The organism is Serratia sp. CY33802 (assembly GCF_052169095.1).
GTDB classification, from domain to species: domain Bacteria; phylum Pseudomonadota; class Gammaproteobacteria; order Enterobacterales; family Enterobacteriaceae; genus Serratia; species Serratia bockelmannii.
In genome coordinates, this window is record NZ_JBJNLL010000005.1 from 99263 (window position 1) to 119072 (window position 19810).

Below are 19810 nucleotides of genomic sequence, written 5' to 3' on the forward strand. Positions count from 1 at the left end.
GCGATGGCGGATGTGCAGGTTCTCTCAGGTTTGTCCTGTCAGCAGTTCATTAACGGTCAGCTTATCGACGGCGAAGGCCAGCAGGAATGCATCGTCAATCCGGCCAACGGCGAGACGCTGATCGCCCTGACCGAAGCCTCTTCGGCGCAGGTCGGCAGTGCGGTGAAAGCCGCGCAGCAGGCGTTCAGCCACTGGTCGCGCACCACGCCGGCCCAGCGCGCCACGCTGTTGCTGCGCATCGCCGACGCCATCGAGCGGCAGGCGCCGCAGCTGGCGCAGCTGGAAGCCCTCAACTGCGGCAAACCGCTGCATCAGGCGCTCAATGACGATCTGCCGGCGGCGGTCGACGTGTTTCGCTTCTTCGCCGGCGCGGTGCGCACGCAGCAAGGGCAGCTGGCCGGCGAGTATGTGCCCGGCCACACCTCGATGATCCGCCGCGATCCCATTGGCGTGGTGGCCTCGATCGCCCCCTGGAACTATCCGCTGATGATGGCGGCGTGGAAAATCGCGCCGGCGCTGGCGGCGGGCAATACCGTGGTGTTTAAACCGTCCGAACATACGCCGCTGACCATTCTGGCGCTGGTGCCGGCGCTGCAGGAGATCCTGCCGCCGGGCGTGCTGAATATCGTCTACGGCGGCGGTGAAGGGGTCGGCAGCCAGCTGGTGGGGCACCCGCAGGTGCGGCTGGTGTCGGTCACCGGCGATATCGTCACCGGGCAAAAAATTCTTCAGGCGGCGGCCAAAAGCGTCAAGCGCACCCACCTGGAACTGGGGGGCAAGGCGCCGGTGATCGTCTGCGACGACGCCGATCTCGACGAGGTGGTCAACGGCATTCGCACCTACGGCTATTACAACGCCGGCCAGGACTGCACCGCCGCCTGCCGCATCTACGCGCAGGCGGGCATCTATCCCAAACTGGTGGACGCGCTGGGCGAGGCGGTCGCCAGCCTGCGCTTCGCCCGCAAGCGCGATCAGGACAACGAGATCGGCCCGTTGATAAGTAGCCGCCAGCGCGATCGCGTCGCCAGCTTCGTCGAGCGGGCGCTCAGCCAACCGCATATCGAATTGATCACCGGCGCCGCGGCCCACTCCGGGCCGGGGTTCTACTACCAGCCGACCCTGCTGGCGGGCTGCCTGCAAAGCGACGAAATCGTGCAGCGCGAGGTGTTTGGCCCGGTGGTCAGCGTCACGCGCTTCGAGCATCTGGCGCAGGCAGTCGAGTGGGCCAACGACTCGGAATACGGGCTGGCTTCGTCGGTGTGGACGCAAAATATCGATCGGGCGCTGCACATCGCCGCCCATCTGCAGTACGGCAGCACCTGGATCAACACCCATTTCACCTTGGCGAGCGAGATGCCGCACGGCGGCCTGAAACGCTCCGGCTACGGCAAGGATCTGTCCAGCGATTCGCTGCAGGATTACAGCGTTGTCAGACACGTAATGGCGAAGTTCAAAGCCAGCTTCTAGCGGTTCTATAAAGCAAAATCGGGCGGCAGCCGTTCCCTGCCGCACACAGATACGCAACACAGGGGTAATTACGATGAGAAAAACTACCGCAGTCACCACCACCGTCTCCGCGCTCTGTCTCACCGTGCTGTGCGGCCTGGCCCAGGCGGCCGATCTGCCGCAGTCACTGGGCAAAGGCGAAGGCCGGCTGGATATCATCGCCTGGCCCGGCTACATCGAACGCGGCCAGTCCGACAAAAACTACGACTGGGTCACCCAGTTTGAGAAGCAAACCGGCTGCGCGGTGAACGTGAAGACCGCCGCTACCTCCGATGAAATGGTCAGCCTGATGGCCAAAGGCGGCTACGATCTGGTGACCGCCTCCGGCGACGCCTCGCTGCGCCTGATCTTCGGCAAGCGGGTGCAGCCGATCAACACCGCGCTGATCCCGAACTGGAAGAACATCGATCCGCGCCTGCTGAACGGCGCCTGGTACACCGTGGACGGCAAAACCTACGGCACGCCGTACCAGTGGGGGCCAAACCTGCTGATGTACAACACCAAAACCTTCCCGACGCCGCCGGACAGCTGGGCGGTGATCTTCCAGCAGCAGAACCTGCCGGACGGCAAGAGCAACCAGGGGCGGGTGCAGGCTTACGACGGCCCGATCTACATCGCCGACGCGGCGCTGTTCCTGAAGGCCACCCAGCCGCAGCTCGGCATCAGCGATCCTTATCAGCTCAACGAAGAGCAGTATCAGGCGGCGCTGAAGCTGCTGCGCAGCCAGCACGCGCTGATCCACCGCTACTGGCACGATACCTCGGTGCAGATGAGCGACTTTAAAAACGAAGGCGTGGTGGCTTCCAGCGCCTGGCCGTATCAGGCCAACGCCCTGAAGGGCGAGGGGCAGCCGATCGCCACCGTGTTCCCGAAAGAGGGCGTGACCGGCTGGGCGGATACCACCATGTTGCACAGCGACGCCAAACACCCGAGCTGCGCCTACCAGTGGATGAACTGGTCGCTGGAGCCGAAGGTGCAGGGCGACGTGGCGGCCTGGTTCGGGTCGGTGCCGGCTTCGCCGGCGGGCTGCAAGGCCAGCGCGCTGCTGGGTGAGAAGGGCTGCGAAACCAACGGCTTCAACCAGTTCGACAAAATCGCCTTCTGGAAAACGCCGCAGGCGCAGGGCGGCAAGTTCGTGCCGTACAGCCGCTGGACCCAGGACTACATCGCCATCATGGGCGGCCGCTAAGCCGCGGGGCGCAGCCCGCTGCGCCCGAATCACATCCGTATGGAGCACAGAAAATGACCATTGCCGTGCAATTCATCGATGTTTCGCGGACTTTCGGCGATGTTCGCGCCGTGGATCGGGTATCCATCGATATTCAGGACGGGGAATTCTTCTCCATGCTCGGGCCGTCCGGCTCGGGCAAAACTACCTGCCTGCGCCTGATCGCCGGCTTTGAACAGCTCACTTCCGGCTCGATTCGCATCCACGGCCAGGAAGCCGCCAACCTGCCGCCGTACCAGCGCGACGTGAACACCGTGTTTCAGGATTACGCGCTGTTCCCGCACATGTCGGTGCTGGAAAACGTCGCCTACGGCCTGATGGTGAAGGGCGTCGCCAAACGCGAGCGGCTGGCGCGGGCGCAAGAGGCGCTGGAGAGCGTGGCGCTCGGTTTCGTCGCCGAACGCAAGCCGGCGCACCTGTCGGGCGGCCAGCGTCAGCGCGTGGCGTTGGCGCGCGCGCTGGTCAATCGGCCGCGGGTGCTGCTGCTGGACGAGCCGCTCGGCGCGCTGGATCTCAAGCTGCGCGAGCAGATGCAGGGCGAGCTGAAGAAGCTGCAGCGCCAGCTGGGCATCACCTTTATCTTCGTCACCCACGATCAAAGCGAAGCGCTGTCGATGTCCGATCGGGTGGCGGTGTTCAATAACGGCCGCATCGAACAGGTGGATACGCCGCGCGAGCTTTACATGCGGCCGAAGACGCCGTTCGTCGCCGAGTTCGTCGGCACCTCCAACGTGGTACGTAGCGAGCTGGCGCAGCGCCTGCTCGGCGAAAGTCGAACCTTCTCGATCCGGCCGGAACATATCCGCCTGCTGGAGCAAGGCGGCGCGGCGCAGGACGAGATTCAGGTGCAGGGCACGCTGCAGGAAATCCATTACCAGGGCGCGGCCACACGCTATGAAATCGCGCTGAACGGCGGCGAAAAGCTGCTGGTCAGCCAGGCCAATCCGCAGTGGATCGCCGAAGGGCAACAGCGGCAGATCGGCCAGCCGATCGTCGCCTGCTGGCCGCGCGCGGCGATGGTGCCGCTGCTGGAGGAGAGGTGAGATGGACATGAGCATCGATTCCCCCTCGGCGCGCGGCGGTACCGTGCGCGCGCTGTCGACCTGGCTTTATCGCCGGCCGACGCTGTATCTGCTTTTGCTGCTGGTGCCGCCGCTGCTGTGGTTCGGCGCGGTGTACCTCGGTTCGCTGCTGACGCTGCTGTGGCAGGGGTTTTACACCTTCGACGATTTCACCATGGCAGTGACGCCGGACCTGACCTTCGCCAACCTGGCGGCGCTGTTCAACCCGGCCAACTACGACATCATCCTGCGCACGCTGACCATGGCGGTGCTGGTGTCGCTGGCCAGCGCGGTGCTGGCGTTCCCCATCGCCTATTATATGGCGCGCTACACCAGCGGCCGCGTCAAGGCGTTCTTTTATATCGCCGTGATGATGCCGATGTGGGCCAGCTATATCGTTAAAGCCTATGCCTGGACCCTGCTGCTGGCGAAAGACGGCGTGGCGCAGTGGTTCCTGCAGCACCTGGGGCTGGAGCCGCTGTTGGCTTCGCTGCTGACGGTGCCCGGCGTCGGCGGCAACACGCTGTCGACCTCGGGGCTGGGGCGTTTTCTGGTATTCGTCTATATCTGGCTGCCGTTCATGATCCTGCCGATCCAGGCGGCGCTGGAGCGCCTGCCGCCCTCGCTGCTGCATGCCTCAGCGGATCTGGGCGCGCGACCGGCGCAGACTTTCCGCCACGTTATTTTGCCGCTGGCGGTGCCGGGTATCGCCGCCGGATCGATCTTCACCTTCTCGCTGACGCTGGGCGACTTTATCGTGCCGCAGCTGGTGGGGCCGCCGGGCTATTTCATCGGCAGCATGGTGTACGCCCAGCAGGGCGCGATCGGCAATATGCCGATGGCCGCGGCCTTTACGCTGGTGCCGATCGTCCTGATCGCCATCTACCTTTCCATCGTCAAACGTCTGGGGGCTTTCGATGCACTCTGAACGCGCGCCCTTAGGGCTGAAGCTGGCCGCCTGGGGCGGACTTGTCTTCCTGCATTTCCCGTTGGCGATCATCGCCATCTATGCCTTCAACACCGAGGATGCGGCCTTCAGCTTCCCGCCGAAGGGCTTCACGCTGCACTGGTTTAACGTCGCCGCCGGGCGGCAGGACATCCTCGATGCGGTACTGCTGTCGGCGCAGATCGCCTGCCTGGCGACCGCCATCGCGCTGGTGCTCGGCACCCTGGCGGCGGCGGCGCTGTATCGGCGCGATTTCTTCGGCAAGGACAGCATTTCGCTGCTGCTGCTGCTGCCGATCGCGCTGCCGGGGATCGTCACCGGCCTAGCGCTGCTGGCGGCGTTCAAGGCGCTGAACATCGAGCCGGGCATCCTGACCATCGTCGTCGGCCATGCGACGTTCTGCGTGGTGATCGTGTTCAACAACGTCATCGCCCGGTTCCGCCGCACCTCGTACAGCTTGATCGAAGCGTCGATGGATCTCGGCGCCGACGGCTGGCAAACCTTCCGTTACGTGATCTTGCCGAACCTCGGCTCGGCGCTGCTGGCCGGCGGCATGCTGGCGTTTGCGCTGTCGTTCGACGAAATCATCGTGACCACCTTTACCGCTGGCCACGAGCGCACGCTGCCGCTGTGGCTGCTGAACCAGCTTGGCCGCCCGCGCGACGTGCCGATCACCAACGTGGTGGCGCTGTCGGTGATGCTGTTGACCATGCTGCCGATCCTCGGCGCTTACTACCTAACCAAAGGTGGAGAAAGCGTCGCCGGCAGCGGCAAATAATTTCCTTACCCGACCTCTGATAAAAGGATAACCCTATGCAAAGCCAACTGTTGATTGACGGCCAACTGGTGAATGGCCAGGGCGCGACCCAGCCGGTGTATAACCCGGCGACCGGCGAAGTGATCGCGCAGGTGGCGGAGGCCAGCCCGGAGCAGGTCGATCGCGCGGTGCTGGCGGCGGATGCCGCGTTCGCCGCCTGGGGGCAAACCACGCCGAAGGAGCGCGCCGAGCATCTGCTCAAGCTGGCAGATCTGATCGACGAGCATGCCGAGACCTTCGCCAGGCTGGAGTCGCTCAACTGCGGCAAGCCTTATCACTGCGTGTTGAACGACGAACTGCCGGCGGTGGCCGACGTGTTTCGCTTCTTCGCCGGGGCCAGCCGCTGCCTGACCGGCATGGCCGCCGGCGAGTATCTGGCCGGGCATACCTCGATGATCCGCCGCGATCCGCTCGGCGTGGTGGCTTCGATCGCCCCGTGGAACTACCCGCTGATGATGGCGGCCTGGAAACTGGCGCCGGCGCTGGCGGCGGGCAACTGCGTGGTGATTAAGCCTTCGGAGCAGACGCCGCTGACCACTTTCAAACTAGCCGAACTGGCCGCCGGGCTGTTCCCGCCGGGCGTGCTCAACGTGCTGTTCGGCCGCGGCGCCGGCGTCGGCGATCGACTGACCGGGCATGACAAGGTGCGCATGGTGTCGCTGACCGGCTCGATCGCCACCGGCGAGCACATCATCGCCCACACCGCCGCCGGCATTAAGCGCACCCATATGGAGCTGGGCGGCAAGGCGCCGGTGCTGGTATTCGACGATGCCGATCTGCAGCAGGTGGTGGACGGCATTCGCGGCTTCGGTTTCTACAACGCCGGGCAGGATTGCACCGCCGCCTGCCGCATCTACGCGCAGAAAAGCATTTATCCCGAGCTGGTGAAGCGGCTGGGCGAGGCGGTGGCCAGCCTGAAGATTGGTGCGCCGGACGACGAGAGCACCGAACTGGGGCCGTTGATTACCGCCCAGCATCTGGAGCGGGTGGCCGGTTTTGTCGAGCGCGCCAAAGCGTTGCCGCACGTGCAGGTGGTGACCGGCGGCGAGAAGGTGAAAGGGCCGGGTTACTATTTCCAGCCGACGCTGTTGGCCGGCGCGCGCCAGGAAGATGAGATCGTGCAGCGCGAAGTGTTCGGCCCGGTGGTGACGGTGACGCCGTTTGACGATGAAGAGCAGGTGCTGGCCTGGGCGAATGAATCCAACTACGGGCTGGCGTCGTCCGTGTGGACCCGCGACGTGGGCCGCGCGCATCGCTTAAGCGCCCGGCTGCAATATGGCTGCACTTGGGTGAACACCCACTTCATGCTGGTGAGCGAAATGCCGCACGGCGGCCAAAAACTGTCCGGTTACGGCAAGGATATGTCGATGTACGGGCTGGAGGATTACACGGCCATTCGTCATGTAATGTTCAAACATTGATTTTACAGTAATTATCCGCACAATAGCGCGGCCTTCGAGCCGGCTCCGGCCGGCTGATGATAATAAAAATTGAAAGGAAGCCTATATGGGTATCACCAGACGCGATTTTCTCAACGGGGTGGCGATCACCATCGCCGCCGGGTTGACGCCGCTGCAAATCTTGCGCGCGTCGCCGCAAACCGCCAATCAAACCCTGTACTACCCGCCGGCGCTGACCGGGCTGCGGGGTAACCATCCGGGCTCGTTCGAGCATGCGCATCAACTGGGGCGCGACGGCAAAACCTTTGATTTCGGCAGCGTACCCGCCGTTGAAGAGTTCGATCTGGTGGTGGTCGGTGCCGGCATCAGCGGGTTGGCGGCCGCCTGTTTCTGGCAGCAGCTGAAAGGCGAGCAGCAGCGCATTCTTTTGATCGACAACCATGACGACTTCGGCGGCCACGCCAAGCGCAACGAATTCAACACCGACGACGGCATGCTGCTCGGCTACGGCGGCAGTGAATCGCTGCAGTCGCCGCGCTCCAACTTCAGCCCGGTGGCGATGGGGCTGCTGCGCAAGCTCGGCGTCGATATCGACCAACTGGAGCAGGCGTTTGACACCACCTTCTACCCGGATCTGAACCTGAGCCGTGGGGTTTACTTCGATCGCAAGAACTTCGGCGTCGACAAGGTGGTGAGCGGCGATCCGGGCCGCACGGTGGCGGACGACATTCCGCGCGATCGCCTCAACGGCCGCTCTTATGAAGCGTTCATCGGCGATTTCCCACTGCCGGAAAGCGATCGCCAGGCGCTGATCGCGCTGCATACGGTGGAGAAAGATTATCTGCCGGAGATGACGCTGGAGCAGAAGGTCGAGTGGCTCGATACCCACAGCTACACCCAGTTCCTGCGTGAAAAAGTGGGCCTGAGCGAGCTGGCGATCCGGTATTTCCAGCAGACCACCAACGACTTCCAGGCGGTGGGCATCGACGGCACCTCGTGCAGCGATGCACGCATCTGCGATCTGCCGGGCCTCGGCGGCATGAATCTGCCGCCGCTGGACGAAGAGTCGCAGGCGGATCTCGACGATCCTTACGTGTTCCACTTCCCGGACGGCAACGCCACGCTGGCGCGCCTGATGGTGCGCAAGCTGATCCCGGCGGTGGCGCCGGCCGGCAAAGACATGAACGACGTGGTGCTGGCCAAATTCGACTACAGCCAGCTCGATCGGCCGGAGTCGCCGGTGAAGCTGCGTTTAAACAGCACCGGGCTGCACGCGGCCAACGTCGGCGACAAGGTGGAAGTCACCTATATGACCGGCGAGAAGATGACCAAGGTGCGCGCCGGGCAGGTAGTGATGGCCGGCTACAACATGATGATCCCGTATCTGGTGCCGGAGATGTCGCACGAGCAGCAGGAGGCGCTGAAGCAGAACGTCAAGGCGCCGCTGGTGTACAGCAAGGTGGTGATCCGCAACTGGCAGCCGTTCATTAAGCTGGGCGTGCACGAAATTTATTCGCCGGCCGCGCCGTACAGCCGCGTGAAGCTGGACTACCCGGTGAGCATGGGCGGGTACCAGCACCCGCGCGATCCGGATCGGCCAATCGGCCTGCATATGGTGTACGTGCCGACGCTGCCGGGCAGCGGCCTCAGCCCGCGCGAGCAGTCGCGCAAAGGGCGCGCGCTGCTGCTGGGCACGCCGTTCGAGGTGCACGAACAGATGATCCGCGAACAATTGCAGGGCATGTTGGGCGACGCCGGTTTCGACCATCAGCGCGACATTCAGGCGATCACCGTCAACCGCTGGTCACACGGTTACTCCTACTTCCTCAACGGGTTGTTTGACGACGAAGATGAAGCCAAGAAAATCATCGAAACGGCGCGGCAGCCGATCGGCAAGATCGTTATCGCCAACTCCGATGCCGACTGGAGCCCGTACGCCAACTCGGCGATCGATCAGGCGTGGCGTGCGGTGAATGAACTGGCCTACGGCAAGGTTGCCGCCAAGGAGGGAGCATGAGTCTGCGCTCGCTGTACCTGTTGAGCCTGCTGGCCGCCGGCGGTTCTGCCCAGGCGATGTCGGCCGGGGAATACGTCGCCAAAGCCGGTGATTGCACCGCCTGCCATACCGCGCCGGGCGGCGCAGAATTGGCGGGCGGCATGAAGTTCCCGACGCCGCTCGGGGCTATCTACGCCACCAACATCACGCCGGACAAGCTGCACGGCATCGGCGCTTACTCATTCGAAGAGTTCGATCGCGCCATGCGGCAGGGGATCGCCAAAGACGGTCACCGGCTTTATCCGGCGATGCCGTACACCTCGTACGCCAAAATGAGCGCGGAAGACATGCGCGCGCTGTATGACTATCTGATGAAAGAGGTGCCGGCGCAGAACGTCGCCAACCGCGACAGCGATATCAGCTGGCCGCTGTCGATGCGCTGGCCGCTGGCGGTGTGGAACTCGCTGTTCCACGACGACCAGCCGTATCAGGCAGATCCGCATCAAAGCGCCGAGTGGAACCGCGGCGCCTATCTGGTGCAGGGCGCGGGCCATTGCGGCAGCTGCCACACGCCGCGCGGCTGGGCGATGCAGGAGAAGGGCCTGGACGGTAAGGCGCCGGTATTCCTGAGCGGCGCCGAGCTGGACGGCTGGTACGCCTCCAATCTGCGCGGCCTGCCGCCGGAAGAGGTGACGGCGCTGCTGAAAACCGGGCGCAGCCGCCATGCGGCGGTCGCCGGGCCGATGAGCGAGGTGGTAACCCACAGTACGCAGTATCTCAGCGACGGCGATCTGAACGCCATCGCGGTGTACCTGCGCAGCCTGGCGCCGGAAACCGCCGCCAAAGCCGCTGCGCCAGCCACGCAGGCGGATAACCCGGGTGGCAAGGCGACCTATGCAATGTACTGCTCGACCTGCCACGGCAATAAGGGGGAGGGTACCGACTTCGCCATTCCGGCGCTGGCAGGCAATGCCACGGTAACGGCGGACAATCCGCTGACCGCGCTGCGGGTGGTGCTGGAGGGGGCGCATACGCCGATCACGCAGCAGGCGATGGCGTTCGACATGCCGGCTTACGGCTGGGCGTTGAACGATCGGCAGGCGGCGGATCTGATGAGCTATCTGCGGGGAAGCTGGGGCAACCAGGCGGCGCCGGTGACGGTGCAGCAGGTCCAGGACGCGCGCCAACTGCAGGCGAAATGAAGAGGGAGCGCGGTCTGACGGCCGCGCTCCGCAAGCATTACAGCACTTTATGCGGGCCGAAGCATTCGTAGTGGATGCGTTCGGCCTCTACGCCCATCTCCAGCAGCTGTTTGCCCACGAACTGCATGAAGGCCACCGGGCCGCAGAAGTAATAGTGCATCTGCGGATCGGCCAGGCTGCCTTGCAGCGCGCTCAAATCCATCAATCCGCGGCTGTGGTAGTCGCGGCCTTCCACGTCATCGGCACCCGGCTCGCGGTACCACACATGGCGGCTCAGATTTGGCATACGGCCGGCAATATCCGCTACCTCATCGGCAAAGGCGTGTACGCTGCCGTTTTCCGCCGCGTGCAGCCAGTGGACCTGCGCCTGATGTTGGCTGTCGTGCAGGGTGTTGAGCATGCCGAGCATCGGGGTTTGGCCGACGCCGGCGGAGATCAGCGCCACCGGCGTGGTCGGCGCCACGTCGAGGAAGAAGTCGCCGTGCGGCGGGGCGATGTCGATCACGTCGCCTTCCTGCGCCTGCTGGTGCAGGTAGTTGGACACTTTCCCCTGATCTTCGCGCTTCACCGCGATGCGGTAGAACTCGCCGTTTGGCGAGGTGGTCAGCGAGTACTGGCGAATTTCCTGATGCTCCAGGCTGTCGTGCTTGATGTAGACCGCCAGGTATTGCCCCGGTTTGAAGTCCGCCACCCGGCCGCCGTCCACCGGCGCCAGCACGAAGCTGCAGATCACGTCGCTCTGCGGCTGTTTCTTCAGGATGCGGAATGCGCGCAGATCGCGCCAGCCGCCGTTGTCGGTTTCGCTCTGCTGATAAATCTGCTCTTCACGCTGGATAAATACGTTGGCCAGCACGCCGTAGGCCTTGCCCCAGGCGTCCAGGACTTCCTGGCCCGGGCTGAACATTTCGTCCAGCGTCGCCAGCAGGTGACCGCCGACGATTTGGTACTGCTCCGGCTGGATATTGAAGCTGGTGTGCTTCTGCGCGATGCGCTCCACCGCCGGCAGCAGCGCCGCCAGGTTCTCGATGTTGGCGGCGTAGGCGCAGATGGCGTCGAACAGCGCTTGACGCTGATCGCCGTTGCGCTGGTTGCTCATGTTGAAAATATCTTTCAATTCCGGGTTATGCGCGAACATGCGATCGTAAAAGTGGGCGGTCAGCTTCGGCCCGGTCGCAGCCAGCAGGGGAATGGTGGATTTCACGGTGGCGATGGTTTGGCTATCCAGCATGGAAGCGCTCCTTAGGTTAGGATCTTGACGATAATTGTAATGATGCATTTTAAATGCATCTTATTGGGTTCCGCGTCGCTTGTAAATACCCTTGTTTTCGTTGCGGTGTTCTTCGGGCGTCGATCGCGCTCACAGAACATGAAAAAAGCGCATCGTTCGCATGAGGAAATGTCCGTTGATAAACGACGGCATTTAGCGGATCAAAGCCTTGCGCCACCTTATGCCAATCGTTTGCGTAAAAACCTCTGTCAAGACCTATCTTCGGTGGGGCGAAACGGTTTACACTGTGGCCCAGAACCCAAACGGGTAGTTATTTGGTGATTTTTTAGTTAGCTGATTTAAGTCAGGAGATGCCGGATGTTAAAGCGTGAAATGAACATTGCCGATTACGATGCGGAACTGTGGCGTGCCATGGAGCAGGAAGTGGTGCGTCAGGAAGAGCACATCGAGCTGATCGCGTCTGAGAACTACACCAGCCCGCGCGTGATGCAGGCTCAGGGTTCCCAGCTGACCAACAAATACGCTGAAGGCTATCCGGGCAAGCGTTACTACGGCGGCTGCGAATACGTGGATATCGTTGAGCAGCTGGCTATCGATCGTGCCAAAGAATTGTTCGGCGCCGATTACGCCAACGTGCAGCCGCACTCCGGCTCCCAGGCTAACTTCGCCGTGTACACCGCGCTGCTGCAGCCGGGCGACACCATTCTGGGCATGAACCTGGCGCACGGCGGCCACCTGACCCACGGTTCCCCGGTTAACCTGTCCGGCAAACTGTATAACGTGGTGCCTTACGGCATCGACGACAAAGGCCAAATCGACTATGACGATCTGGCCAAACAGGCGCAAACCCACAAGCCGAAAATGATCATCGGCGGCTTCTCCGCTTACTCCGGCGTGGTTGACTGGGCCAAAATGCGCGAAATCGCCGACAGCATCGGCGCTTACCTGTTCGTCGACATGGCGCACGTGGCTGGCCTGATCGCCGCCGGCGTGTATCCGAACCCGGTACCGCACGCGCACATCGTCACTACCACCACCCACAAAACCCTGGCGGGTCCGCGCGGCGGCCTGATCCTGGCGAAGGGCGGCGACGAAGAGCTGTACAAGAAGCTGAACTCCGCCGTGTTCCCTGGCGGCCAGGGCGGCCCGCTGATGCACGTGATCGCCGGCAAGGCGGTGGCGCTGAAAGAAGCGATGGAGCCTGAGTTCAAGGTTTACCAGCAGCAAGTGGCGGTCAACGCCAAGGCGATGGTGGACGTGTTCCTGCAGCGCGGCTACAAAGTGGTCTCCGGCGGCACCCATAACCACCTGTTCCTGCTGGATCTGGTCGATAAAAACCTGACCGGTAAAGAAGCGGACGCCGCCCTGGGCCGCGCCAACATCACCGTCAACAAAAACAGCGTGCCGAACGATCCGAAGAGCCCGTTCGTCACCTCCGGCGTGCGTATCGGCACCCCGGCCGTGACCCGTCGCGGCTTCAAAGAAGCCGACGTGCGCGAACTGGCCGGTTGGATCTGCGATGTGCTGGACAACATCAACGATGAAGCCACCATCGAACGCACCAAGAAGAAAGTGCTGGATATCTGCGCCCGCCTGCCGGTTTACGCATAATCCCGCTTTTGCCTGATAAAACCCGCTGCGGCGGGTTTTTTTGTGGCCGCTCGCGGTAAACTGTGAGCTGTCTGGCACTCTAACGCATTGAAGCGGAATGAAGATTGCGGGGCGGTGTGAGCTCTGTCAAAGTATTGCCCTCACTCCGGAGGGATCATGGTTCTGCAATCCACGCGTTGGCTCGCGCTCAGCTATTTCACCTACTTCTTTTCCTATGGCATCTTCTTACCGTTCTGGGGCGTGTGGCTGAAAGGCGAAGGCATCGCGCCGGAAACCATCGGCATATTGCTCGGCGCCGGTTTGGTGGCCCGCTTCCTCGGCAGTTTACTGATTGCACCCCGCGTTAAAGATCCCTCTCATTTAGTCTCCGCCCTGCGCCTGCTGGCGCTGCTGACACTGGCTTTCGCGGTTGGCTTCTGTTTCGGCAACGGCTGGGGCTGGCTGATGCTGGTGATAGCGGGGTTCAACCTGTTCTTCTCGCCGCTGGTGCCGCTGACCGACGCGCTGGCCGCCACCTGGCAAAAGCAGATCCGTATGGACTACGGCCGGGTAAGGCTGTGGGGCTCGCTGGCGTTCGTCATCGGCTCGGCGCTGACCGGGCAGCTGGTGGCGGTGTGGGGCCATAACGCCATTCTCTACAGCCTGATCTTCAGCGTGCTGGCGATGCTGCTGGGCATGTTGCTGAAGCCGAGCGTCATGCCGCAGGGCGAAGCGCGTACGCACAGCGATACCGAACGTTCGCTGTGGGCACTGCTGAAAGAGGGGCCGGTCTGGCGCTTCCTGTTGTGCGTCACGCTGCTGCAGGGGGCGCACGCCGGCTACTACAGCTTCGGCTCCATTTACTGGCAGGAGGCGGGCTATTCGGCCTCGACCATCGGCTATCTGTGGTCGCTGGGCGTGGTGGCGGAGGTGATTATTTTCGCCAGCAGCAACGTGCTGTTCCGCCGCTGGAATGCGCGCAACCTGCTGTTGCTCTCCGCCTGCTGCGGCGTGTTGCGCTGGAGCCTGATGGCCTATAGCACCGAGCTGGGCTGGCTGCTGCTGATCCAGATCCTGCATTGCGGCACCTTCACCGTCTGCCATCTGGCGGCGATGCGCTTTATCGCCGCGCGCCAGGGGCAAGAGGTGATCCGGCTGCAGGCGGTGTATTCGGCGCTGGCGATGGGCGGCGGTATCGCCGTCATGACGGTCATTGCCGGGTTCCTGTTCGAATATTGGCAGGGCGGGGTTTTCTGGGTGATGGCGGCGGTCGCGGTGCCGGCCTTGTTCATCCGGCCGCCGGCGGTCAGCGTCAGCCGCTGATTAAGGCGCTTCCAGCAGCGCGCGGATGGCCTGGCGCTGCCGGGTTTCCAGCGGCAGTTCGGTATAGATCAACGGCGGGTGCGGATCGCTGTGCACCGCCGCATAAGGGGTGATCACCAGCATGACGCCCTGCGGCGCTCCGCCGCGCAGATAGTCGCTCAACGGCAGATACTTGATGTTCAGCGGCAGCAGCGTGAGCTCGCGGATCTGGTATTCCACTTCCTCTTCCAACTGCGGGTTATCCAGCGTCAGCAGCAGCACCTGTTTCTCCTGCAGCGCGTTGTCCTGCATCAGCCAGGCGCCGAAGCTGATGGCCACCAGGCCCGCCTCCTCGTTGGAAAAATGCACGCCGTATTCCTGTTCCAGCGGTATCAGCGCTTCCTGCGTGGTGCGCATCAGCCGCGGGTATTTGCGCACCACTTCTTCCAGCAGCATATTGTCGATGCCGATGGCGAAACGGCAGCGCTCCAGCGCCGGCGCCAGATGGGCGAACAGCTGGCTGACCAGCTCCGTCTTGCTGCTGAAGGCCATGCCGGAAAGCTGCTGGAAACGCTCGACCATGCTGTCGATCGCCGCCATCAATCTCTGCTCTTGCGCCGAGTCATTGCTGTGGTAGCTGTGATTTTTCAACATGGTGAAGGTCAGCGCCAAAAAATCGCGCTCGTCTGCCTGCGGCGGCTGGTTAAACAGCCGGTTGCAGGCCTGATGCAACCAAGCGGCGGCCTGCTGCTCCGGCTTTTGCCGCAGCCAGTCGCGTTGAACGGCGTCGAAATGCGGATGGCGCTGCAGGCGATTTTGCCAGGCGCAGTAGAGCAGGTAATGCTGCAGGAATTGGCGGTCGCGCGCGTCAAAGTGGCGGCTGAGCAGTGGCTCGCAGGCGTCGATCGCTTGAGCCAGCGCAGACGCTGGGGCGGCATCGGCCGCCAGCGCGTGCCGCAGGCGCGGGGCGAAATCGTCTTCGACGAACCGCGGGCTGCAGCGCAGGGCCCGTCGCAGCCAATGGATCAGACACAGGCGTTGGTTGAGCGCGCTGCCCCGCAGTTGGTAGCCATGGTCGGGATCGACGGCGATCTCCAGGTGATGGAAACGCTGGATTTCACTGGCCACCTCGGCTATATCTTGCCGGGTTATCGGGGGGGCGACGCCGTTGATTCGGCTTAGGGTCTCCAGCTGTAACTCGGGCTCCGGCGTGTACAGCATCAGCAGCAGATGGCAGCGCCGTTGTTGTCCGGAGAGCGCGGGCACGGGAGAGGTGTCCAGGCTCATTATCACCTTCCGGCATAAAAGGTTGAGATTATGCCTAAGCATAGCAAAAGGCTTTGTGCCGGCAGGGTTACCGCGCGGCTTTTACTTCGGCTTACAACTTTCGTCACAAATATCGCCGGGAGAGGCGGGCCGTTCGGCAGTTATTTGTGTTACGTTATAACAAATACAGGTAAGGCAGGATAATGATGAAGTTACGTCGTCTTTTGGCTGCTTTCGGCGCCGTGTTCAGCGCCGGTGCGATCGCGCATCCACACAGCTTTATCGACATGAATACCACCTTCGTCGCCAAAGACCAGCGGCTGGTCGGCCTGAAAATGGTGTGGGTGATGGATGAAATCACCTCGGCGGATCTGCTTTACGATGCGAAAAACGCCAAGAGCGATTCGGAAGTGTGGAAAAAGCTGGCGGCGGAAGTGATGGCCAACGTGCTGGGGCAGCACTATTTCACCGATCTTTACCGCGACGGCAAGCCGGTGAAATACCTGAACTTGCCCAGCGAATATCACCTGTCGCGCCAGGGCAATCAGGCGGTGCTGGAGTTCGTGCTGCCGTTGGCCGAACCGCAGCCGCTGGCGGGCAAGCCGTTCGAACTTTCTACTTACGATCCGACTTATTTCGTGGATATGACCTATAAAGACCAAAATGCACTGCATCTGCCGCCGGAGATGGCGCAGCAGTGCAGCTACAAGCTGATGACGCCGCAGCCGAATGCGTCGCTGCAGGCCTATGCGCTGTCGCTCGACAAGAACGACTCGCCCGGCGAAGACCTGGCGCTGGGGCAACAGTTCGCCCAGCGGGTGACGCTGCAATGTCGTTAAATCTCTCGCAACCGACGACGAGCCGGCGTCACTGGGCCTTCGGCCTGTGGCCGCTGCTGCCGTTCACACTGGTGCTGGCGGCCGCCGCGCTGCTGGCGTGGCACTATTGGCCGCAGCTGCTGATGCAGAGCGTGGTGTGGCAAAAAGCGCTGCACCAGCAGATGGCGGGGCTGTTGCAGCAGGTGAAAGCCGCGCCGCAGCAGACCGGGCTGGCGCTGATGCTGTTCAGCCTCGGCTATGGCGTCTTGCATGCGCTCGGCCCCGGCCACGGCAAAGTGGTGATCGCCACCTACCTGGCCACCCATCCGGCGCGGCTGAAAAGCAGCCTGAAGCTGACCTTCGCGGCTTCGCTGGTGCAGGGCGGGGTGGCGATCGCGCTGGTCACGCTGATGCTGGTGGTGTTACAGCTCTCTTCGCGCCAGCTGCACCAAAGCAGTTTCTGGCTGGAGAAGGGCAGCTTTATTCTGGTGATGCTGCTTGGCGTGCTGCTGAGTTGGCGCGCGCTGAAACGCCTGTTTGCGGCGATCAAGGCGCTGCGCCCGGCGCCGGCGCTGCGCATCAACAGCCTGACGCCATTGGCGGCGGATCATGTGCACAGCGCCAATTGCGGCTGCGGCCACCGGCATCTGCCGAGCGACAGCGAGCTGCAGGCGGGAAGCGACTGGCGCACTCAGGCCGCCATCGTGCTGGCGATGGGCATGCGTCCCTGTTCGGGGGCGATTTTAGTGCTGCTGTTCTCCAAGGTGATCGGCGTGTTCGGTTGGGGAGTGATCTCCGCGCTGGCGATGGCGTTCGGCACCTCGTTGACCATCTCCATGCTGGCGCTGCTGGTGCATTACAGCCGCCGGCTGGCGGTGCGCCTCAGCCGTTCGCGCGCGCCCGCCGCCTGGAGCGCGGTGGCTTGGGGCTCGCTGGCGCTGGCCGGCGGTCTGATCCTGTTGGCCGCCGGGCTGTTGCTGTACGTCAGCGCGCAGCCGGAATTCGGCGGCGGCATCCGCCCCTTCTCCCGCTAACGGGCATAAAAAAAGCGCTGCATCGGCAGCGCTTTTTTTCGATTCGCTTCTGGCGATTAACGCTTCAGCGCTTCGCTCAGTTCTTCACGCATGGTGGCCAGCATGGCTTTCACCACGCGCGGGTTACCTGCGACCAGGTTACCTGAGCTGAAGTGGTTGTGGCCGCCGACGAAGTCGGTCACCAGGCCGCCGGCTTCACGCACCAGCAGCTCGCCCGCGGCGAAGTCCCACGGCTTCAGGCCGATCTCGAAGAAACCGTCTACGCGGCCGGCGGCCACATAGGCCAGATCCAGCGCGGCGGAACCGGTGCGACGGAAGTCTGCGCACTGGGTGAACAGCTTGCCGACGATGTTGATGTAAGGCGTTGCGTGCTGTTTGACTTTGAACGGGAAGCCGGTCGCCAGGATGGTGCCATCCAGATCTTTGGCGTTGGTACCGCGCAGGCGGTAGCCGTTGAGCTGTGCGCCCTGACCGCGCGTGGCGGTGAACAGTTCGTTGCGCATCGGATCGTAAACCACGGCCACTTCAGTACGGCCTTTGATGCGTACGGCGATGGAAACGGAGAAATGAGGGAAACGTTTGATGAAGTTTGCAGTGCCATCCAGTGGATCGATCACCCATTGCACATCGCGATCTTCGCCGATCAGCTCACCGCGTTCTTCGCTCACGATACTGTGTTGCGGATAAGACTTGCGGATGACGTCGATGATCAGATGCTCTGCATCGCGATCGACGTTGGTGACGAAGTCATTGGTCCCTTTCTGGCTCGCTTCTACAGCGTCAGGGGTTTCGTAGTTTTTGGCAATCAGGTTACCGGCCTTGCGCGCAGCGCGCACGGCGATAGTCAGCATCGGATGCATGGGTATCTTCCAACTAGGATGTTAAAGAACAGGAAACGGCGCGAAGTATAGCAGCTGTTCGGCAAATTGCCTACGGCTGTGTTAAGATGCTGCGATTTTCCGCCACGCTCAGAGTTTGTATGCTGCACAATATCCGCATTGTTCTGGTAGAGACTTCACATACCGGCAACATGGGCTCGACCGCCAGAGCCATGAAAACCATGGGGTTAACCAACCTTTATCTGGTTAATCCGCTGATCAAACCCGATTCTCAGGCCATCGCCCTGGCTGCCGGCGCCAGCGACGTGATCGGCAACGCCACCATCGTCGATACCCTCGATGACGCCATCGCCGGCTGTAGCTTGGTGGTGGGCACCAGCGCACGTTCTCGCACCTTGCCGTGGCCGATGCTGGAGCCGCGTGAATGCGGCGTGCGCGCGGTGCACGAGGGCGAGCACGCGCCGGTGGCGCTGGTGTTCGGCCGCGAACGCGTCGGGCTGACCAACGATGAATTGCAGAAGTGCCACTACCACGTCGCCATTCCGGCCAACCCGGACTACAGCTCGCTGAACCTGGCGATGGCGGTGCAGATCCTGGCGTATGAAGTGCGCGTGGCTTACCTCGATCGCCAACAGGCGGGCGCGCCGCAGCTGGAAGAGACGCCGTATCCGCTGGTGGATGACCTCGAGCGTTTCTATCAGCACCTGGAGCAGACGCTGCAGCGCACCGGCTTTATTCGCCCGTCCCATCCGGGCCAGGTGATGAGCCGCCTGCGCCGGCTGTTCACCCGCGCGCGCCCGGAAGGGCAGGAGCTGAATATCCTGCGCGGCATGCTAACCTCGATCGAGAAACAGGATAAACATCAAGGTAATTAATTGATGTGGCATAACGGTGGGCGACAATAGTATTAGTTATCCAAAGGTTATAACATGTATTTTATATACCTTTGTTCTTGCTAAGTTCAAAACGTGCTAATACTTGAGTCAATTACTAGGTTAAATAGTTGACTGTTTTACTCAGGAATGTCAGACTTTCGGCCATATTTGACCAACAGGTAACCATTGAGCTATGAGACTGACATCCAAAGGCCGTTATGCCGTAACCGCTATGCTTGACGTAGCGCTGCATTCCCAGGAAGGGCCGGTGCCACTGGCGGACATTTCCGAACGCCAGGGTATTTCGCTCTCTTATCTGGAACAATTATTCTCCCGTCTGCGCAAGAATGGCCTGGTGGCCAGCGTGCGCGGTCCGGGCGGTGGTTATCTGCTGGGTAAAGACGCGGGTGAGATCGCCGTTGGCGCTGTCATCACTGCCGTCGATGAATCGGTAGATGCAACCCGTTGCCAGGGCAAAGAAGGCTGTCAGGGCGGCGATCGCTGCTTGACCCACGCCCTGTGGCGCGATCTGAGCGAGCGCATCAGCGGGTTCCTGAACAACATTACGCTGGCAGAACTGGTCAATAACCAGGAAGTGCTGGTGGTGGCGGATCGTCAAAACAACGATACGCGCCGCACGGCCAACGGTCGTCCGCAAGAAACTATCAACGTTAATCTGCGCGCATAAGCAGCTGGCGAAAT

At 62.3% G+C, this 19810-nt stretch carries 17 protein-coding genes; 14 read left to right on the top strand and 3 right to left on the bottom strand.

Annotated elements, in window-relative coordinates; translation table 11 throughout:
* The first annotated feature begins 3 nt into the window (after positions 1-3).
* The 8 genes from ACJ8HA_RS16780 to ACJ8HA_RS16815 all read left to right on the top strand — a co-directional run bounded on the left by ACJ8HA_RS16780 (position 4) and on the right by ACJ8HA_RS16815 (position 10156).
* Positions 4-1467 (top strand): gamma-aminobutyraldehyde dehydrogenase, encoded by a 1464-nt coding sequence (locus tag ACJ8HA_RS16780; protein WP_043138131.1) that lies wholly within the window; start codon positions 4-6, stop codon positions 1465-1467.
* 73 nt (positions 1468-1540) lie between these two features.
* Entirely contained in the window at positions 1541-2695 is a 1155-nt protein-coding gene (ydcS, locus tag ACJ8HA_RS16785) for a putative ABC transporter substrate-binding protein YdcS (protein ID WP_025303928.1), read from the top strand.
* Between the two features lie 53 nt (positions 2696-2748).
* Positions 2749-3777, top strand: coding sequence for an ABC transporter ATP-binding protein (locus tag ACJ8HA_RS16790; protein ID WP_015378790.1), 1029 nt, complete (start codon positions 2749-2751; stop codon positions 3775-3777).
* A 1-nt stretch (position 3778) separates the two neighbouring features.
* Positions 3779-4723 carry an ABC transporter permease gene (locus ACJ8HA_RS16795; protein ID WP_025303927.1) on the top strand — a complete coding sequence of 315 codons (945 nt, stop codon included), beginning with the start codon at positions 3779-3781 and terminating at the stop codon, positions 4721-4723.
* Positions 4713-5519, top strand: coding sequence for an ABC transporter permease (locus ACJ8HA_RS16800; protein WP_004941378.1), 807 nt, complete (start codon positions 4713-4715; stop codon positions 5517-5519). Before ACJ8HA_RS16795 ends, ACJ8HA_RS16800 begins: the two co-directional genes overlap by 11 nt.
* Positions 5520-5554: 35 nt before the next feature.
* Complete coding sequence (patD, locus tag ACJ8HA_RS16805) at positions 5555-6979, top strand: aminobutyraldehyde dehydrogenase (protein ID WP_049200734.1); 1425 nt, start codon at positions 5555-5557, stop codon at positions 6977-6979.
* An 85-nt stretch (positions 6980-7064) separates the two neighbouring features.
* Positions 7065-8975, top strand: coding sequence for an NAD(P)/FAD-dependent oxidoreductase (locus tag ACJ8HA_RS16810; protein WP_148123688.1), 1911 nt, complete (start codon positions 7065-7067; stop codon positions 8973-8975).
* Positions 8972-10156 (top strand): c-type cytochrome, encoded by a 1185-nt coding sequence (locus tag ACJ8HA_RS16815; protein ID WP_260516130.1) that lies wholly within the window; start codon positions 8972-8974, stop codon positions 10154-10156. The genes ACJ8HA_RS16810 and ACJ8HA_RS16815 overlap by 4 nt, the downstream gene beginning before the upstream one ends.
* Positions 10157-10193: 37 nt before the next feature.
* Here the strand turns inward: ACJ8HA_RS16815 and hmpA are convergent, their stop codons facing one another.
* Entirely contained in the window at positions 10194-11384 is a 1191-nt protein-coding gene (gene hmpA, locus ACJ8HA_RS16820) for an NO-inducible flavohemoprotein (protein WP_043138113.1), read from the bottom strand.
* Positions 11385-11741: 357 nt separating this feature from the next.
* On the opposite strand from hmpA, the gene glyA reads away from it, so the two are divergent.
* Both glyA and ACJ8HA_RS16830 read left to right on the top strand, forming a co-directional pair.
* A complete protein-coding gene (gene glyA / locus ACJ8HA_RS16825; protein ID WP_025303922.1) occupies positions 11742-12995 on the top strand; it encodes a serine hydroxymethyltransferase in 1254 nt (417 codons plus the stop codon).
* A gap of 156 nt (positions 12996-13151) precedes the next feature.
* A complete protein-coding gene (locus ACJ8HA_RS16830) occupies positions 13152-14297 on the top strand; it encodes a 3-phenylpropionate MFS transporter (protein ID WP_148123685.1) in 1146 nt (381 codons plus the stop codon).
* Here the strand turns inward: ACJ8HA_RS16830 and csiE are convergent, their stop codons facing one another.
* On the bottom strand, positions 14298-15563 hold the full coding sequence (gene csiE, locus ACJ8HA_RS16835; protein ID WP_049209552.1) for a stationary phase inducible protein CsiE: 1266 nt from the start codon (positions 15561-15563) through the stop codon (positions 14298-14300).
* 182 nt (positions 15564-15745) lie between these two features.
* Between csiE and ACJ8HA_RS16840 the strand changes: the two genes are divergently transcribed.
* Positions 15746-16381: a DUF1007 family protein gene (locus ACJ8HA_RS16840; RefSeq protein ID WP_028127507.1), complete on the top strand. Its 636-nt coding sequence runs from the start codon at positions 15746-15748 to the stop codon at positions 16379-16381.
* Positions 16372-17394: a nickel/cobalt transporter gene (locus tag ACJ8HA_RS16845; protein ID WP_164099444.1), complete on the top strand. Its 1023-nt coding sequence runs from the start codon at positions 16372-16374 to the stop codon at positions 17392-17394. Before ACJ8HA_RS16840 ends, ACJ8HA_RS16845 begins: the two co-directional genes overlap by 10 nt.
* Before the next feature lie 56 nt (positions 17395-17450).
* Here ACJ8HA_RS16845 and suhB read toward each other — a convergent pair whose 3' ends face one another.
* Positions 17451-18254, bottom strand: a complete 804-nt coding sequence (suhB, locus tag ACJ8HA_RS16850) for an inositol-1-monophosphatase (protein ID WP_025303917.1) — start codon at positions 18252-18254, stop codon at positions 17451-17453.
* Between the two features lie 119 nt (positions 18255-18373).
* Here suhB and trmJ point away from each other — a divergent pair, with 119 nt between their 5' ends.
* Entirely contained in the window at positions 18374-19108 is a 735-nt protein-coding gene (gene trmJ, locus ACJ8HA_RS16855; protein ID WP_025303916.1) for a tRNA (cytosine(32)/uridine(32)-2'-O)-methyltransferase TrmJ, read from the top strand.
* 193 nt (positions 19109-19301) lie between these two features.
* Entirely contained in the window at positions 19302-19796 is a 495-nt protein-coding gene (iscR, locus tag ACJ8HA_RS16860) for a Fe-S cluster assembly transcriptional regulator IscR (RefSeq protein ID WP_004941404.1), read from the top strand.
* The last annotated feature ends 14 nt before the right edge of the window (positions 19797-19810 follow it).

Coding starts and splice junctions, on each gene's coding strand:
- ACJ8HA_RS16780 (WP_043138131.1), top strand. CDS start 4: ATGGCGGATGTGCAGGTTCTCTCAGGTTTGTCCTGTCAGCAGTTCATT.
- ydcS (WP_025303928.1), top strand. CDS start 1,541: ATGAGAAAAACTACCGCAGTCACCACCACCGTCTCCGCGCTCTGTCTC.
- ACJ8HA_RS16790 (WP_015378790.1), top strand. CDS start 2,749: ATGACCATTGCCGTGCAATTCATCGATGTTTCGCGGACTTTCGGCGAT.
- ACJ8HA_RS16795 (WP_025303927.1), top strand. CDS start 3,779: ATGGACATGAGCATCGATTCCCCCTCGGCGCGCGGCGGTACCGTGCGC.
- ACJ8HA_RS16800 (WP_004941378.1), top strand. CDS start 4,713: ATGCACTCTGAACGCGCGCCCTTAGGGCTGAAGCTGGCCGCCTGGGGC.
- patD (WP_049200734.1), top strand. CDS start 5,555: ATGCAAAGCCAACTGTTGATTGACGGCCAACTGGTGAATGGCCAGGGC.
- ACJ8HA_RS16810 (WP_148123688.1), top strand. CDS start 7,065: ATGGGTATCACCAGACGCGATTTTCTCAACGGGGTGGCGATCACCATC.
- ACJ8HA_RS16815 (WP_260516130.1), top strand. CDS start 8,972: ATGAGTCTGCGCTCGCTGTACCTGTTGAGCCTGCTGGCCGCCGGCGGT.
- hmpA (WP_043138113.1), bottom strand. CDS start 11,384: ATGCTGGATAGCCAAACCATCGCCACCGTGAAATCCACCATTCCCCTG.
- glyA (WP_025303922.1), top strand. CDS start 11,742: ATGTTAAAGCGTGAAATGAACATTGCCGATTACGATGCGGAACTGTGG.
- ACJ8HA_RS16830 (WP_148123685.1), top strand. CDS start 13,152: ATGGTTCTGCAATCCACGCGTTGGCTCGCGCTCAGCTATTTCACCTAC.
- csiE (WP_049209552.1), bottom strand. CDS start 15,563: ATGAGCCTGGACACCTCTCCCGTGCCCGCGCTCTCCGGACAACAACGG.
- ACJ8HA_RS16840 (WP_028127507.1), top strand. CDS start 15,746: ATGATGAAGTTACGTCGTCTTTTGGCTGCTTTCGGCGCCGTGTTCAGC.
- ACJ8HA_RS16845 (WP_164099444.1), top strand. CDS start 16,372: ATGTCGTTAAATCTCTCGCAACCGACGACGAGCCGGCGTCACTGGGCC.
- suhB (WP_025303917.1), bottom strand. CDS start 18,254: ATGCATCCGATGCTGACTATCGCCGTGCGCGCTGCGCGCAAGGCCGGT.
- trmJ (WP_025303916.1), top strand. CDS start 18,374: ATGCTGCACAATATCCGCATTGTTCTGGTAGAGACTTCACATACCGGC.
- iscR (WP_004941404.1), top strand. CDS start 19,302: ATGAGACTGACATCCAAAGGCCGTTATGCCGTAACCGCTATGCTTGAC.